This window comes from Micromonospora sp. DT31 (assembly GCF_049841795.1).
In the GTDB taxonomy this organism is placed as follows: domain Bacteria; phylum Actinomycetota; class Actinomycetes; order Mycobacteriales; family Micromonosporaceae; genus Micromonospora.
Window position 1 is genome coordinate 162,666 of record NZ_JBNCKZ010000009.1, and the last position, 15,543, is coordinate 178,208.

Below are 15,543 nucleotides of genomic sequence, written 5' to 3' on the forward strand. Positions count from 1 at the left end.
GGCCGGTACGCCGTGGCGTGCCGGCCCTCGGCCCGTATCCCCCTCGACGAGCAGGTCGAACGGGTGTGGCATGGTTGAGGACGTGGTGAACCCGGCTGGCGAGCGTTCAGGTCAGTTCGGCGCGCTCGGCCTGCACCTGGCCGACCCGCGCGTCGAAGCGTCCGTGCTGGGCGTGCTCGACCGGGTCGAGGTGGATCTGCGGGCCAGCGTGGCGAGCGCGGACCCGCTGGTCACCGAGGCGGCCCGGCATCTGGTCGAGGCCGGCGGGAAGCGGTTCCGCCCGTTGCTGGTGGCGCTGGGCGCCCAGTTCGGCGATCCGGAAGCCGCCCACGTCGTCCCGGCCGCCGTGGTGATGGAACTCACCCACCTGGCGACGCTCTACCACGACGACGTGATGGACGAGGCCGCCGTGCGGCGGGGGGCGCCGAGCGCCAACTCCCGCTGGACCAACTCGGTGGCCATCCTGGTCGGCGACTATCTCTTCGCCCGGGCGGCGGACATCGCCGCCGACCTCGGCCCGGAGGCGGTACGCCTTCAGGCGCGTACGTTCGCCCGGCTGGTGCACGGCCAGATCGCCGAGACGGTCGGCCCGCGCGACACCGACCCGGTGGCCCACTACCTGCACGTGATCGCCGAGAAGACCGGTTCGCTCATCGCCACCTCGGCCCGTTTCGGCGGCATGTTCGGCGGCGCGTCCAGGGAGCACATCGAGGCCCTGGCCGAATATGGCGAGATCATCGGCGTGGCCTTCCAACTCTCCGACGACCTGCTCGACATCGCCAGCGAGTCGGTGCAGTCCGGCAAGACGCCCGGCACCGACCTGCGGGAGGGGGTGCCCACCCTGCCGGTGCTGTACGCGCTCGCGGCCGACGACGCGGACGCGGCGAGCGTGCGGCTGCGGGAGATCCTGGCGACCGGCCCGCTCGTCGACGACGCGTTGCACGCCGAGGCGCTCGGCCTACTGCGCGAGTCCCCGGCGCTCAAGCGCGCCCGGGAGACGGTGCGCAGCTATGCCGAGGACGCCCGGGCCCGCCTGGTTCCGCTTCCCGAGGGTCCGGCCCGCCGCGCCCTGGAATCCCTCTGCGACTACATCGCCGACCGCACCAGTTGATCCCCGCCGCCGCGCACCTCGCGGGTGCCGGCGAGCAGGCGGGCGCCCAGGAGCATGAGCAGGGCGGCCAGGAGCATGGCGGCGGCCGCCGTCAGCCACATGGCGGGGTAGCCGGCGGCACCGGCCAGCGCGCCCAGTCCCAGCGGGCCCAGGCAGCCGCCCGCGTACACGCCGGTCTGGGTGATCGAGGTGGCGGCGGCCGGCGCCTGCGGGTGCAGGCGGACCACCGCGAAGTTCATCAGCCCGGGCCAGGCCCAGCCCAGTCCGAAGCCGAGCACCACGCCCGCCACCAGCGGCGCCGGGCCGGGCACCGCGAGCAGGACCAACCCCACCGACCCGGTCAGCAGCATCGCGGCGATCAGGCCGACGTGTCCGCTCGTCCGCCGGTCGGCCAGCCAGCCGACGCCGACGCGGGCGAGGACGCACACCGCGCTGCCGAGCGTCAGCGTCAGGCCGGCGAGGCCGGGGGAGAGACCCCGCCCGGCGGCCGAGTCGACCAGGAACGTGCCCAGCGCGTTCGCCGCGGCCGCGGCCAGCGTGGCGGCCACCCCGATCACCACGAGTGGTCCGGTGCCGCCGTAGCGGCCGCCGGAGGCGGTCCGGGTGCGCCGGTCCCGCCCGGAGCGGGGTACGGCCGGTAGCGCAGCCAGCGCCACCCCGGCGGCCACCACGAACGCCCAGCGCCAGCCGGCGGTCAACGCGACCGTGGGCACCGCCACGCCGGACAGCAGCGTGGCCACCGGCACCGCGGCCTGCTTCACGCCGAAGGAGAGCCCCTGCCGGCGGGCCGGTACGTGCTCGGCCAGCGCGGCGTTGCTGGCGAGCTGGCCGAGGGCATTGGCGGCGGCGCTGAGCGCGAGCAGCGTCATCAGCACGGGGTAGGAGCGGACCAGTCCGGCCACGGCCAGCATCGAGCCGGCGGAGAGCAGGATGGCCACCCGGGCGACCGGCGCCGGCCCGTACCGCTCGACCAGGGCCCCGGAGGGCACCGAGGTGAGCGCGCTCACGCCGAAGTAGACGGAGACGAGCAGGCCCAGACCGGCGGGGCTGAAGCCGAGTTCGTCGCCGAGTTGCACGGCGAGGCCACCGACCATGAAGACGGGCAGCACGCAGGCGATCGTGGTGACAGTGGCGCCCGCGCCCACGGTGACCGCGCGGCGGCCCGCGGGCGGGGCGGACCGTGAAGTTGTTTCGGTCATCGCCGGTAAACCTACGCCAGGACGTTTTCGCTGCTGATCGTGTCCGCGGCGGTACCGTCTGTGCCCGACAATCTGGCATCCTCCACCCGAACAGGCATTTCGCACTCGGCCTGTTTTTCATATGGTGTAAGTCCCCGGCGGCGGAGGTGGTTGTGCGCGACCCTCTGGCGGAGCCTTCGGACCTGATCCGCAGTGTCTCCCGCGCGCTTCGAGTGCTCGAATCGGTCGGCCGTGCGCCGAGAGGGCTCACCGTGAAGCAGATCGCCCGCCGCTGCGAGCTGACCGTCGCCACCACCTACCACCTGGTGCGCACGCTCGCCTACGAGGGTTACGTGATCCGTCGGGAGGACGGGACGTACATCGTGGGGTTGGAGGTGGCCGACCGCTACCGCGAGCTGGTCACCGCGTTCCGCGGGCCGCCCGCGGTCGGCGAGGCGTTGCGGCGGGCCGCCGCCGACACCGGCTGGAGCCACTACCTGGGCCGCTTCGTGGGCGGGCAGGTGGCGGTGACCGCGTCCGCCGAGGGGCCGAGGTCGCCGTACCTGGAGGACCTGGTGCCCGGCTTCGACGAGGGCGCACACGCCACCGCCCTGGGCAAGAGCCTGCTCGCCACGCTCACCGCCGAGCAGCGTTCCCGCTACCTGCGCGAGTACGGCATGCGCCCGTTCACCACCGCGACCCTCACCACCACCGAGGCGTTCGAGGCCGACCTGGCCGCCGGTGACCGGCGTGGCATGCAGCTGGAGCTGGGGCAGTTCCGGCAGGGCGTGGCGTGCGCCGCCGTGCTCGTCGCCCCGGACAAGGACATGGAGCGGCGGGTGGTGCTGGCCTGCGCGCTGCCGGCCGGCGAGATGATGACCTCCGCCCGGGTGGTCCGGGCGAAGCTGCTCACCGCAGCCCGGGCCATCGCCGACGGGATCGCCACCGAGAACTGAGCTGACCTGCGGCTGAACCGTTCGGCGTCGCGGCACGTATGGAAGGGCGAACGCATCGCCGGTTCCCGCCGCCGGAAGCGAGGCACCGCCATCAGCGACCACGACGCCCAACTGCTCCGCGCGCTGCACGACGAGCACGCCGACGCGCTGTTCGCGCACGCCCTGCGGCTGGTCAACGGCGACCGGAGCCGGGCGGAGGACCTGGTGCAGGAGACGCTGCTGCGGGCCTGGCGGCATCCGGAGTCCCTGGATCCGCGGCGCGGCTCGGTACGCGCCTGGCTGTTCACCACCGCCCGGAACCTGGCCATCGATGCCTGGCGGCGCCGCTCCGCCCGGGTCGGCGAGGTGTACACCGACGAGCTGCCGGAAAACGCCGAGGCGGTGGACGAGACGGAGCGCGCGGTGGAGGCGTGGACCGTGGCCGAGGCGCTCAACCGGCTCAGCCCGACCCATCGGGAAGTGCTGATCGAGTGCTTCTACCAGGGACGGTCGGTGGCGGAGGCGGCGGCCCGGCTGGGCGTGCCACCCGGCACGGTGAAGTCGCGCACCCACTACGCGCTGCGCTCCCTGCGGTTGGCGCTGGCGGAGATGGGGGTGACCGGATGACCCGCTGCGAGTTCGCGCACGACGACGGGGCGTACGTGCTGGGCGCCCTCGCCCCAGCCGACCGGGTGGCCTACGAGCGGCACCTGGGCGGCTGCGCGCGGTGCCGGGAGGCGGTGGCCGAGATCGCCGTGCTGCCCGGCCTGCTGGGCCGCCTCGACCCGGCCGGGCTGGAGCAGTTCCTCGACGTCGGGCCGGAGACGTCACGGGTGCCCGCGCTGCTGGACGCCGCGCGGGAACGGCGGCTCCGGGACCGGTCGCGCTCCCGCCGCCGGTACGCGTTGACCGCGCTCGCCGCCGCCGCGCTCGCGGTGCTGACCGGTCTCGGGGTGTCGCTGGTGCAGCCGCCGGCTCAGCCGGCCGAGCCGCGGGTGGCGCTGACCGCCATGCGTCCGGTGGCCGGCCCGGCGCCGGTGCACGCCGAGGTGGGGCTGACCGAGACGCCGTGGGGCACGGAGGTCACCATGCGCTGCGGCTACGACAGACGGGCCGGGCACCGGGAGGCGTACACGTTCCGGCTGGTCGCGCACGGCCCGGACGGCGCCACCGAGCAGATCGGCTCCTGGCTGGCGGCCCCCGGCGACGACCTGCGCTTCACAGGCGTCACCCGGTTCACCAAGGGCGAACTGGTCCGCCTGGAACTGCTGCGCGGCAACGCCACCCCCGTCCTCGCCTACGACCTCCGCTGACCCCACCCCCGCTGCGGCGAATCGTGCGGGTTCGGCCCTGCACGCGGGCTGCCTGCCGTCTCGCCGGGGCGCATAGCGCAAGGTCGGCGACGAGGCGCGGGGTCAGAGCGCGGGTACGGGGTGGCGGGCGGCGGCGCGGGTGCGGTGGGTGTGGCGCAGGGCGTCCGCGGAGAAGATCATCAGGGCCAGCCAGACCAGCGCGAAGCCGGCGAGCCGAGCCGGCGGCATCGGCTCGTGGAAGATGAGCACGCCGCAGCCGAGCTGCAGGATCGGGGCGAGGTACTGCAACATGCCGACGGTGGACAGCGGCAGCCGGTTCGCCGCCCCGGCGAACATCAGCAGCGGGATCGCGGTGGCGGCGCCGGCCAGCACCAACAACGCGGTGTGTCCCGCCGACACGTGCCCGAACGTCAGGCCACCCCGGGTGGTGAGCCAGCCCAGGTATGCCAGGGCGGGCAGCGCCAGCACCGCCGACTCGACGAAGAGCCCTTCGGCGGCGGGCAGGGCGAGTCGCTTCTTGAGCAGGCCGTAGCCGGCGAAACTGAACGCCAGGGTGAGTGCCAGCCAGGGCAGCCGGCCGTAGTCGACGGCGATCACGGCGACCGCGAGCGTGCCGACGGCCAACGCCACCCACTGCGCCGGGCGCAGCCGCTCCCGCAGCAGGAAGACGCCGAACAGGACCGACACCAGCGGGTTGATGAAGTAGCCGAGTGCGGTCTCCACCACCCGGGCGGAGTTCACGCCGTAGATGTAGGTGCCCCAGTTGACCGCGATCAGTGCGGCGGCGAGCCCGATGGCGGCGAGGGTGCGGGGCCGTCGGGCCATCGTCCGCAGGAACGCGACGTGCCGCGTCGCGGCCAGCAGCAGCGCCACGAACACCACCGACCAGAGGATCCGGTGCGCCAGGATCTCCACCGGCCCGGCCGGCCGGAGCAGCTTGAGGTAGATCGGGAAGAAGCCCCAGATCAGGTATGCGCCGATGCCGTACAGGTAGCCGAGCCGGAGCTGGTTCACCCCTCCACCGTAAGGGGCGAATCGGCGAGCGGATCCTTTCCGGTGACCGGCGTCACCCGCATGTCCAGCTCCATCCAGCGATCCGGCGCGGTCGGCTGGAACCCGAGCTTCGCATACACCCCGTGCGCGTCCACAGTGGCCAGGACGAGCCGGAGTACGCCCAGCTCGGCGAGGTGGTCGCGGGCGGCCCCGGCGAGCCAGGTGCCCAGCCCTCGACCCCGCTCGGCGCGGTCGACGTAGACGTCGCAAAGCCAGCCGAACGTGGCCCGGTCGGTGACCACCCGGGCGACCGCGACCTGGCAGCCGTCCCCGGGCCGGTAGACGCCGAAACCGATCGAGCCGGCGAAGGAGCGCTCGATCGTCTCCCGGTCCCGCCCCACCGCCCAGTACGAGTCCGTGGCGAGCCAGGTGTGCACCCGCTCCAGGTCGATGCGGTCCGGGTCGGTGCTGATCTGGTAGCCGTCGGCGCGGGTCAAAGTGAACACCCGACCGACGCTAGCGTCGCCCTCCGGTCCGCTCACCGGCCAATTCCCGCGATGTGGCCCGTCGGTCCCGGCCGGGCGCACCGGCCGGGACCGACGGGGAGCCTCAGTCGCGGTCCAGGACGGCGCCGAGGATCCAGGTGACGATGCCGACGAAGAGCGCACCCAGCACCGCGGCCGGCCAGAAACCGTCCACGTGGAAGGGCAGGCCGGCCTCGCCGGCGATCCAACTGGTCAGCAGGAACAGCAGTCCGTTCACCACGAGCGCGATCAGGCCGAGGGTCAACAGGTAGAACCCGCACCCCACGTTCTTGATGATCGGTTGGAGCACGGCGTTGACCACCCCGAAGATCACCGCGACCAGCACCAGCGTGATCACCGTTTCGGTGGTCGACTCGGAATCGAGCGTGATACCCGGGATGATCAACGTGGCGAGCCAGAACGCCACCGCCGTCGAGGCCACCCGGATCAGAAGACCCTTCAGGAAATCCATGGCCGGGATCGTGCCACGCCGGTTCGACAGGCGAAACCCACGCCGGTGGCTCAGTGGCGCGCCGGTCGACCGACCAGTTGCGACTCGATCGACGTCGGCGAGAGCAGAGCCCACCGCAACGCCCGCCGGTTGACCACCGCCACCATGTCCTCGCGGATGCGGGTCAGCCAGTCGGCGGAGCCGCCGAGGCCCAGCGCCGTGCCGGCCAGGGTGGCCTCGGCCGGATCGAGCGGTTGCAGGATCGCCAGATCGGCACGTGCCAGCGCGGGCGTGTCCGCCGGGGTCAGCTCGTCGCGCACCACCAGGACCGACTGCCAGGCCCGGCCCGCGCCCACCTCCGGCGCCACCGGGCCGACGTCGACCACCAGCAGCAACGGGTGCAACGGCGAACCGGGCCCACCGTCGACCGGCCGCCCCGGCGGCAGCAGCGGCACTCCGCCGCCCACCGCACCGACCCCGCGTACGAACGACTCCCAGGCCCGGGGCCGGCCGGTCTGCACCACCACCCGCGCACCCAACGCCAACGCCCGCAACGCGAGCAGCTGGGCGGTGCGCACGCCACCGACCAACAGCACCCGGGTCGGCGCCGGCCGGAACAGGCGCACGGCCAGCGCCGCACCGTGCCGATTGGCGCCCACCATCAGGCCGGACGCGCCCGCCGGCAGTTCCAGGACGGGCGGCGGCGACCCGGCCGGCGGCGTGGCCCCACCGGGCACCGCCAGCGGCAGCGTGGCGGCCAGCCCGAGGAGGTGCTCCCCGTCGAGGCGGCGCAGCTCCCCGCCCAGGTCACCGACGACCCGGCGCAGCGTGCGTTCCGCCGCCGCCAGCTCCGCCGCGCTCCCGGCGGCCACCCGTACGGTCAGGTCGGCCGGGGCCGGCGTGGAGTCCTCGCGGGGCCCGATGGTCAACGCGACGGTGGTGGCGACCGCCGGCACGGCCAAGACCCGGGACACCAGCCCGCGGGCGGCCTCGCCCCGCGCGTCCGGCCACCGGCGCAGTCGCCAGGTGGCCTGCGTCAACCCGCCCACGGCGAGCACCGGCCAGGTCTCCCTGACCGGTGCGCCGGGCTCGTGGTGGGCCAGCTCGGCGACCACCCGCAGCGCCGCCGGGCCGCCCAACGGCCGGGTGGCGAGCGGACCGAGCCGGCGGACCAGCCGCCGGACCGTCCCGGAGAGCGCCCGCAGCAGTTGCTCCTCCGACCAGCCGTCGGCCCGCAACGCCCGCACGGCCAGCACCACACGCGTCCGCCCGGCCAACGCGCCGTCGGTGAGCTGCCGGTAGGACGTGCCGACCGGACCGGCCGCGACCGCCGGCACGGGCGCGGCGGAGGCGGCGAAGACGAGTTGCAGCCGGATCGCCGGCGCCTCCGGGCCGACCGGGGGCGGCAGGTCCATCGGTGCGGGCAGCTCACCGGCGCGGTCGCCCAGCAGGTCGTCCGGGTCGCCCAGCTCCAGCAACACGGTCAGGCCGGCGGCGTCGTGCAGCACGGCGGCCGGACCGCCGGTCAGTTCCGTGGCGCCCAGCACGGCGCCGGGCCGGAGCAGCTCCAGCAGGGCCGTCGGCTCGGCCGTCGCCGGCAGCGCGCGCCGACGGGCCAGGTACGCGACAGCGACGGCGAGCCATTCGTGGAGCCACCGGCCCCGCACCCGGACCCAGGTGGCGGGCAGCAGCAGCGCCGCGGCCAGCAGCGCGACGGCGGTCACCACCATCCCCCGCCCGAGGGTCGCCACCAGCAGAGCCGCCGCGGCCTGGGTCGCCACGACCTGGCCGGCGCCCAGCCGGAGAGCCGGCCGTCGTGCCCACCGGGCCGAGGGTGCGGAATCGGATGCCGGCCGGTCGGTGGTGGTCGCGGTCACCGCACCTCCCGTCGGACTCGCCGTGGCATCAGAGTGGCTCATCGTAGTGTGCAGGTTGTCCACAGGGGAGCCCGGGGGGTAGCAGAACCGAACCAGGGCGGCTACCGTCAGCGACGAAATCGTTGAGCCCGCACGCCCGCCGCCCCCGCTTTCCCCGTCGTCGTCCGCGGGGTGTGCGCCGACGAGTCCACGGTGGTCACTCCAGGTGGCCAGCCACGACCGAGGAGACGAGGTGACGCCCGGGATGTCCCAGACCCAGGCAGAAGCAGCGGTGATGCAGCAGACCGCCGCGAAGTTCGAACAGGTCGACCAGTCACTGCAGAGCATGCTCAGCGGCCTGATGGCCGAGCTGGAGGTGTTGCAGCAGGCCTGGCGAGGCGCCGGTGGGCGCTCGTTCGAGCAGGTCAAGCAGCAGTGGGCGCAGGATCAGGCGACGCTGCAGCGTGCGCTGCGTGAGACCGCCACCGCGATCCGCACCGCCGGAGCGCACTACGACGCCTCCGACACCGAGGCCGCTGGTCGGGTGGCGGGCACCAACCGCGGCATCCAGCTGCCGCTCTGACTACCGGAAGGATTGATCACATGGAGCACGGTGTGCTGGTCGTCAACTTCGCCGCCCTGCAGCAGGCAGGCGGCGACATCCAACGGGCGTTGTCCACCCTGGAGAGCCAGCTCGGTCAGCTCGAACGCGACGCCGCCCCGCTGGTGGCGACCTGGAACGGCGAGGCCCGAGAGGCGTACGAGATGCGGCAGGCCCGCTGGCGGTCGGCCTCCCAGGACCTGCAGGCGATGCTGCGTGACATCAAGCTGGCCGTGGACGACTCCGCGGCCGACTACCTCGACACCGAGAAGCGCAACACCAACCTGTTCCAGTGAACCCACGCGGCCCGGGTGTCCGACCCGGGCCGCGTGGCGTTCAGGCGGGATCGGCCGGGTGCCAGCGTCGCCGTGCCCCGCGCGGCAGCACCAGGGCGAGCGCCGCCACGAGCGCCACCGCCCCGCCGGTCACGCCGGCCACCAGCACCGCCCGGTACCGGGCGGTGCTCCGGCGGGACTGCCGGGCGAGCGCGGCCGGGTCCGGCCGGTCGGCGGGAAGCGCCGCGCCGGGCCGGGGCCGACCGTCCGGGCCACCGGGTGACTCGGTCACCGCGCGGTACGGATTAAGCACCCCCGCCCCGTAGGCCGCGGCGCGCCCCGGCGCCGGGTCGGCGGCGGCCACGATCCGCCCGGCCACCTCGCCGGCGCTGAGCCGGGGCCGATACTCCCGCAGAAGCGCCGCGGTGCCGGCCACGAACGGCGTGGCGTAACTGGTCCCCTCCGCCCGGTGGTGCCCCTGCCCGGGAGCCGCCATCAGCACCTCGCTGCCCGGGGCGACCAGGTCCACGTACGGGCCGGTCTGGGAGAACACGGAGCGGGCCCCGTCCCGCCCGATCGCACCGACCCCGAGCACCCCGTCGTACGCCGCCGGGTAGGGCCGGGGGTCGCCGTTGTCGTGCAGGTTCCCGGCGGCGGCCACCACCACCACGTCCCGCCGTACCGCATAGGCGACCGCGGCCCGCACGGCCGGGTCGTCCGCGTACAGCACGACCGAGAGGTTGAGCACGTCGGCGTCGTGGTCCACCGCCCAGCGGATCGCCCGGGCGAAGTCGGCGGCGTCGACCGTGCGCCCCGACTCCCGCCCGTCGACGACCTGTTGTTCGCTGACCCGTACCGGAAGGATGCGCGCGTCCGGCGCCAGCCCGCGGAACGCGACGCCGGGCCGGGTGGCGGCGGCGATGATGCTCGCCACCCCGGTGCCGTGCCCGGCGCAGTCCCGGCTGCCGTCCCCGCCCGGGTCGAGGAAGTCGGCACCGGGAAGCACCCGGCCGGTGAGCTGCGGATGGGACCGGTCCACCCCGGAGTCGACCACCGCGACCACGACCCCGGCGCCGGTGGCGAGCGGGGCGAGCCGGTCCGGCGCGTACCGTTGCTGGGGCCACGGCTGCTCCGCCACCGGGCGGGCCGGCGCGGGCGGCGTGGTGCAGCCGGCCGGCGCCGCCGCCACCGGGGCGACCGGGGCAGCGGCGACGAGAAGCGTCGCCACGGCGGCCAGGGCGGGGTGGGCGACCGGCCGATACATCGACGACCTCCGTAACGTGTCAACTCCGGAACGGGATGTTAGCGCCTCGCCGGGTTCGCGGGCGTCCGTCGATGGCCGGAGGTCGCGATCTGGCCGTCACCTTGTAGGTTGTAGCCGATGCCTGTGGCCTGTTCACGGAAGGAGAGGTGGCCGTGACCGGATGGGAACCGGCCACCGAGGCCGAGGTGGCGATGTGGGACGCGTTGCGCGCGCAGGACCAGCAGCGATACTTCCACGTCCTGACGCGCGTCGACCTGCTCCTGCCGGTCACCGGTGGGTCGCCCGACGGTTGGGGCACCTGGACGTCCGGCGGTCGTACGCACGTGCTGGCCTTCACCTCAGCCACCGCGCTGCGGGCCAGCATGGGGGAGCACGCGGGCGCGACCCGCCGCGTCCCCTACCCGGACCTGGCTGGTGGTTGGCCCGACCCGGAGTGGTGGTTGGCGGTGAACCCCGGCCTGCCGATCGAAGGTTACCTGCCCGCCTGGTACGTCTCGCAGCTGTCCCGGGGCGAGGTGCGGCTGCCCGGCCGGACGATGGGCGCCCGCGCTCGTCTGGAACGCGTGGAGGCCGCGGCCCGCAACGGGGTGCCCGACCGCCCACCTCCCGCCGTCCCCGGCATGCCGCTGCCACCTCCGCCCGTCCCGCCGTCCGCTGTTCCGCCACTCGCGGTGCCGCCACCCGCTGTTCCGCCGCCCGCGGTGCCCCCGGCGCGTGGCGGCCGGGCGGCCGACGGGGACGAGCCGGCGACGGTGCCGTCACGCACCGGTTCGCTCCTGGGTCGGCGCCTGCCGACCACGCCGCCCCGCCGCCGGGACCGGCAGACCGGCGACCCGGGCCGGGCCGCCGACGCCGACGCCCTCGACGGGTGGTTGACCGATCTGCGTCGCCGGCCGGACGAGCCGGATCCCTTCGCGGCCGCCGGGTCCGCGCCGACCGACGAGTCGACGCCCGTGCCGCCCGCACCCGCGCGTTCCTTCTTCGAACCCTCCTCCGGACGCTCGCCCCGGCGCGCCTCACCGCTTGACGACCCCCACCGACCCGCCGACCGGGCGGCCCTGCCCTCCCGGTTCGCCGGCGGCCAGCCGTTCCCGCGCCGCCGGCCCCTCAACGAGCCGGTACGGGAGGACCCGACCCGGGCGTTCCCCGCGGAGGTGCCCGCACCGGCTCCGGCACCCCGGCCGGACGAGCCGGCGACGACGTTCCGACCGACCCGCCCTGAGGACACCGCCGGGACACTGCCCCGGCGGCACACCGCCCCGGCCGCGCCCCCACCTGTCGTACCGGCGCCGGCCGTGCCCGCCCCGGAGGCGTGGACCAGCCCGGCGGACGCTGCCGACCCCGACGCCTCCCGCTGGGCAGGGCTAGACGACACCGCGGTGGTCGAAGCCCCGGCGGTCGCCGAGCCGGTGTCCGCCCCGCCCCTGCCGCGCCGCGACTTCACCCCGATCGTCATCGAGGGCACCGTCATCGAGGCGCGTGACCTGACCGAGCCGCCGGCCACCGAACCTCCGGCGTCCGTCGACCAGGCCGCGCCGGTCCCGGTGGGCCCACCGCAGACTTCCTGGGGGTACGGGGCAGACCCGATTATCGCGGACAGCGCCGCGACCCGCCCGCTCGACACCGCACCGCCACCCGACGAGAGGGCGACCCGGTTCGGGGAGCCGACGGTGCCACTGGGCTCGCGGTTCGAGCCGACGGTCCCCCTGAGCCCGGGGCCGGAGCCGGCGGTGTCGATGTTCGAGCCCGCGGAGGAGGCGTCGGCACCGCCGAGGTCGGACGTGGAGCCGACGATCTCCCTGTTCGAGCCCGCTTCGCCGCCGGTCGAGCCGACGGTGCCGCTCGGGTCGCCGGTCGAGCCGACGGTGCCGTTGTTCGCCCCGTCACTGACGGCGGACGAGGAAACCGTGCCGCTGGCCCCGGACACCGCGCCGACGATGTCGTTGTTCGAGCCGACGGCGTCCAGGTCGCAGTCCGCCGAGTCGACCGTGTCGCTGTTCGAACCGACCACGCAGCCCGAATCGGAGCGCACGACGCGGTTCGCGTCCGGCGAACCGACCGCCCCGCTGCCCGAGCCGATGCCGACCGCCTCGGAACCGACGCCGACCGCGTCGCTGCCGGCGCCGGAGCCGAGGCCGGTCGCGCCGGAGCCCGCGCCCGTCGACCCCGCACCGTCCACCCCCGTCGAGGAGGCGGAGTTCGTGCCGGCGAACGAGGTGGAGGAGGAGTTGCTGGCCGCGGCCGGCAGCGGTCGTACCGACGGTTTCCTCACCACCCTGCTGCTGGCCCGGGTGTTGCTGCCGGTCTCGGCGGACTCGATTCCGGGCAGCCGGCTCGGTGACCCCGGCTTCGTCTGGCGCACCGAGCCGGTCGACGGGCAGCCGTGCGTCTCGGTCTACACCTCCACCCAGCGACTCGCCGAACACGCCCCCGGCCCGGTCGAGACCGTACGGGTCAAGTTCGTCCAGCTCATCCGCCGGTGGCCGGACGTGAACTGGTCGTTCCAGGTGAACCCGGGCAGCCCGGTCGGTGCCACCTACCCCGGGGAGCAGGTCCTCGCGCTTGCCAACTGGGCCGCCGAGGTCGGTCTGGGCGACGACGTCGAGCCGGAGCCGGCGCCCGCCGCGCCCGAACCGGCCGCGGGTTCGAGGCCGGCGGCGCCGGTCGGCGGGAACCGGCCGGTGGCCATGCAGAAGGCGATCCCGGCCAGCCAGCTCTCCTACTACCTGGAGCGGGGCTACGACCGGGTCTCCGGCTTCGTGCACCGGGCCGGCGAGCTGGCGCACCTGCGTACCCCGGCGCAGTTGTTCGACGCGCTCGGGCTCGGCCACCCGGGCTCGCCGTTCTCCCGCGACGCCGAGGAGATCTACCTGCTGCGCTGGCCGGCCTACCGGCCGAGTCTCTACCGGATCCCGTACGGCGGGCAGAACGAGTCCGCGATGCGGGCGATGGAGGGCTGGGTGATCGAACGCCCCCCGTTCCGCGGCAACGGCTTCGCGCCTGGTGAGAGCAGCGACGTGATCGCCGAGTTCAAGGTGGACAGTGCCCGGCTCCCGCACGGTGCCGAGCTGTGGCGCGTCGGCGCGGACGGCGGCACCCGGCTGGTCGCGGTCCTGGACACCGACGCGCTGCTCTGGCGGAAGGCGGACGAGGCGTGAGCCGCGACGGCTACGTGGCCCGCTGGCAGGGCCGGGAGTACCAGGCCAGCCCGGATGGCGACGACGTGCGCCTCTACCAGCCCGACCCGGGTGCGGGCTTCACCGAGGTACGCCCCGGACGGCACGTCCGGGTGGTGCCGGCCGTCGAGGTCGACGACCTGGCGTACGTGCGGACCACCTGTAGGTGGCAGGGGCAGCCGTTCATCGTGCTGGCCGAGCACGACGGCTGGCTGCGGCTGGAGTACACCGGGGGGCGTTGGCCGGTGGCCGAGGCGATGGGGCTGGAGGCGTTCGACTTCGGCGTCTACCAGGGTTGGGCACCCGCGGCCGAGGTGACCGACCTGGGTGAGCAGCGGGTCTGAGTCAGGACTTCGCCCAGCGCAGGATCTCGCCGAGCACCAGCTCCCGGGCCTCCACGTGCGGGAAGTGCCCGACGTCGTCGAGCAGCCGCCACTCGTACGGGGCGGTGACGTAGCGGCCGGAGCCCTGCGCGGTGCGGGGCAGCGAGGCCTGGTCCAGCGCGCCGTGCAGTTGCAGGGTCGGGGTGACGAGCGGCTTCTGCATCAGCTTCACGAACCGGTAGCCGTGCAGCCGCAGCACCGAACGGAACGCCCAGCGGTAACCCTCCAGTGCGCAGAACGCGGCCTGCGGTATCTGCATCGCCACCCGGCAGCAGCGGGCGTAGTCGGCGAAGTCGGGGCCGGACACCCAGCGGGGCCCACCCCACCGGCGCAGCATCTCCTCCACCTCGGCGGCGCCGTCCCGGGTCAGCACGTGCTCGTAGCGGGGGAGCTGGAACTTCAGGGTGGCGGTGGCCGAGGCGAACTGGCCGCGCGGGTCGGCGACGATGGCGGCGCGCAGCCGCAGCGGGTGCGGTGCGCCGAGCACCACGAGCCGCCGGACCAGGGTGGGGTGGAAGGACGCGGCGGTCCAGGCGATGAGCCCGCCCGCGCCGGTGCCGACCACCGTGGCGGAGCGTTCGCCAAGCGCGCGGATCAGGCCGGCGACGTCGGCGGCGAGCGTGTAACCGTCGTACCCCCGGGGTGGTTTGTCGCTCGCCCCGTAGCCACGCAGGTCGACGGCGACGGCGCGGAAGCCGGCGTCGGCGACGGCCGGGAGCATCTCGTGCCAGGCGTACCAGTATTCGGGGAAGCCGTGCAGGAACAGCACCATCGGGCCGGTGCCGGCCTCGACAACGTGGAACCGGCTGCCGTTGGCGCCGACGAACCGGTGCGTCCACGGCCCTTCGGGCAGGACGCAGGACTCGTCGGCGAACCCGCCGCGCTGGTCGGTCATGGGGCACAGCCTAGGGCCGCCGGTCGCAGACCGGACCCGCAGGTGACCAGGATCAGGGATTTCTCCGGGCGGGGACCAAGGGTCGCGTACGCCGCCCCGCTCATCGACTGGTGACTACGCCGCTACCGGGCGTCAGTCGTTGATGATCCGCATCGGCATGCCGGGCCCGCAGTCGACTGAGCGGTCCCGCGCGGTGAGCCGCAGCGTGACCAGGTCGCCCTTGCGCAGTTCGCCGGCGTTCGGGCCGTACACCGCGTACTCCGTGCCGTTCTCGTCCATCAGCCCGTAGCACGGCCCGGACCCGCCCCGGGTGATCCAGCCGGCGACGACGCCCGTCGGCCGGTTGTCGGTCGGCGTCTTCGGCGGCCCGGTGGGCCGGCGAAGCGTCGGCAGGTCGGTGGCGGACAGCGGCGTGGGGCGATCGGCGGGCGAGGCGGGGCCGCTCGCGGCCGGCTGGTGGTCGTCGGACACGGATCCTCCGTCTCGGCCGCGCCGGCGATCAGCGCCATCGCGGGGCGGCCGGCAGCGTGGTGCGGGTGTCGAGCGGATGGGACGCGGGCGGGGTACGTCGGGTTCCCGGAACGGGCG

At 74.6% G+C, this 15,543-nt stretch carries 16 protein-coding genes; 8 read left to right on the forward strand and 8 right to left on the reverse strand.

What is annotated here, in order from left to right; translation table 11 throughout:
* The first annotated feature begins 70 nt into the window (after positions 1-70).
* Positions 71-1,111, forward strand: a complete 1,041-nt coding sequence (locus ACLQ2X_RS17555) for a polyprenyl synthetase family protein (RefSeq protein WP_425682107.1) — start codon at positions 71-73, stop codon at positions 1,109-1,111.
* On the opposite strand, the gene ACLQ2X_RS17560 is transcribed toward ACLQ2X_RS17555, so the two are convergent.
* Positions 1,087-2,310 carry an MFS transporter gene (locus tag ACLQ2X_RS17560; protein WP_425682108.1) on the reverse strand — a complete coding sequence of 408 codons (1,224 nt, stop codon included), beginning with the start codon at positions 2,308-2,310 and terminating at the stop codon, positions 1,087-1,089. The two genes, ACLQ2X_RS17555 and ACLQ2X_RS17560, sit on opposite strands and share 25 nt — an antisense overlap.
* 152 nt (positions 2,311-2,462) lie before the next feature.
* Here ACLQ2X_RS17560 and ACLQ2X_RS17565 point away from each other — a divergent pair, with 152 nt between their 5' ends.
* The 3 genes from ACLQ2X_RS17565 (at position 2,463) to ACLQ2X_RS17575 (ending at position 4,537) form a co-directional block, all read left to right on the forward strand.
* Entirely contained in the window at positions 2,463-3,245 is a 783-nt protein-coding gene (locus tag ACLQ2X_RS17565) for an IclR family transcriptional regulator (RefSeq protein WP_425682109.1), read from the forward strand.
* Between the two features lie 111 nt (positions 3,246-3,356).
* Positions 3,357-3,851 carry a sigma-70 family RNA polymerase sigma factor gene (locus ACLQ2X_RS17570; protein WP_425682166.1) on the forward strand — a complete coding sequence of 165 codons (495 nt, stop codon included), beginning with the start codon at positions 3,357-3,359 and terminating at the stop codon, positions 3,849-3,851.
* Complete coding sequence (locus ACLQ2X_RS17575; protein WP_425682110.1) at positions 3,848-4,537, forward strand: anti-sigma factor family protein; 690 nt, start codon at positions 3,848-3,850, stop codon at positions 4,535-4,537. Before ACLQ2X_RS17570 ends, ACLQ2X_RS17575 begins: the two co-directional genes overlap by 4 nt.
* A gap of 102 nt (positions 4,538-4,639) precedes the next feature.
* Here the strand turns inward: ACLQ2X_RS17575 and rarD are convergent, their stop codons facing one another.
* The 4 genes from rarD to eccE all read right to left on the reverse strand — a co-directional run bounded on the left by rarD (position 4,640) and on the right by eccE (position 8,424).
* Positions 4,640-5,551, reverse strand: a complete 912-nt coding sequence (rarD, locus tag ACLQ2X_RS17580) for an EamA family transporter RarD (protein ID WP_425682111.1) — start codon at positions 5,549-5,551, stop codon at positions 4,640-4,642.
* Positions 5,548-6,036, reverse strand: a complete 489-nt coding sequence (locus ACLQ2X_RS17585) for a GNAT family N-acetyltransferase (RefSeq protein WP_425682112.1) — start codon at positions 6,034-6,036, stop codon at positions 5,548-5,550. Before ACLQ2X_RS17585 ends, rarD begins: the two co-directional genes overlap by 4 nt.
* A gap of 103 nt (positions 6,037-6,139) precedes the next feature.
* A complete protein-coding gene (locus tag ACLQ2X_RS17590; RefSeq protein ID WP_425682113.1) occupies positions 6,140-6,526 on the reverse strand; it encodes a phage holin family protein in 387 nt (128 codons plus the stop codon).
* Between the two features lie 50 nt (positions 6,527-6,576).
* Positions 6,577-8,424 carry a type VII secretion protein EccE gene (gene eccE / locus ACLQ2X_RS17595; RefSeq protein ID WP_425682114.1) on the reverse strand — a complete coding sequence of 616 codons (1,848 nt, stop codon included), beginning with the start codon at positions 8,422-8,424 and terminating at the stop codon, positions 6,577-6,579.
* A gap of 202 nt (positions 8,425-8,626) precedes the next feature.
* Here eccE and ACLQ2X_RS17600 point away from each other — a divergent pair, with 202 nt between their 5' ends.
* Both ACLQ2X_RS17600 and ACLQ2X_RS17605 read left to right on the forward strand, forming a co-directional pair.
* On the forward strand, positions 8,627-8,944 hold the full coding sequence (locus ACLQ2X_RS17600; protein ID WP_425682115.1) for a WXG100 family type VII secretion target: 318 nt from the start codon (positions 8,627-8,629) through the stop codon (positions 8,942-8,944).
* Positions 8,945-8,964: 20 nt separating this feature from the next.
* Positions 8,965-9,258: a WXG100 family type VII secretion target gene (locus tag ACLQ2X_RS17605; protein WP_425682116.1), complete on the forward strand. Its 294-nt coding sequence runs from the start codon at positions 8,965-8,967 to the stop codon at positions 9,256-9,258.
* A gap of 40 nt (positions 9,259-9,298) precedes the next feature.
* Here ACLQ2X_RS17605 and mycP read toward each other — a convergent pair whose 3' ends face one another.
* Entirely contained in the window at positions 9,299-10,501 is a 1,203-nt protein-coding gene (gene mycP, locus ACLQ2X_RS17610) for a type VII secretion-associated serine protease mycosin (protein WP_425682117.1), read from the reverse strand.
* Between the two features lie 152 nt (positions 10,502-10,653).
* On the opposite strand from mycP, the gene ACLQ2X_RS17615 reads away from it, so the two are divergent.
* Complete coding sequence (locus ACLQ2X_RS17615) at positions 10,654-13,659, forward strand: SseB family protein (protein WP_425682118.1); 3,006 nt, start codon at positions 10,654-10,656, stop codon at positions 13,657-13,659.
* Positions 13,656-14,021, forward strand: coding sequence for a hypothetical protein (locus ACLQ2X_RS17620; RefSeq protein ID WP_425682119.1), 366 nt, complete (start codon positions 13,656-13,658; stop codon positions 14,019-14,021). The genes ACLQ2X_RS17615 and ACLQ2X_RS17620 overlap by 4 nt, the downstream gene beginning before the upstream one ends.
* A 1-nt stretch (position 14,022) precedes the next feature.
* Here the strand turns inward: ACLQ2X_RS17620 and ACLQ2X_RS17625 are convergent, their stop codons facing one another.
* Entirely contained in the window at positions 14,023-14,955 is a 933-nt protein-coding gene (locus ACLQ2X_RS17625; RefSeq protein ID WP_425682120.1) for an alpha/beta fold hydrolase, read from the reverse strand.
* 132 nt (positions 14,956-15,087) lie between these two features.
* Positions 15,088-15,426: a hypothetical protein gene (locus ACLQ2X_RS17630; protein ID WP_425682121.1), complete on the reverse strand. Its 339-nt coding sequence runs from the start codon at positions 15,424-15,426 to the stop codon at positions 15,088-15,090.
* Between the last annotated feature and the right edge of the window lie 117 nt (positions 15,427-15,543).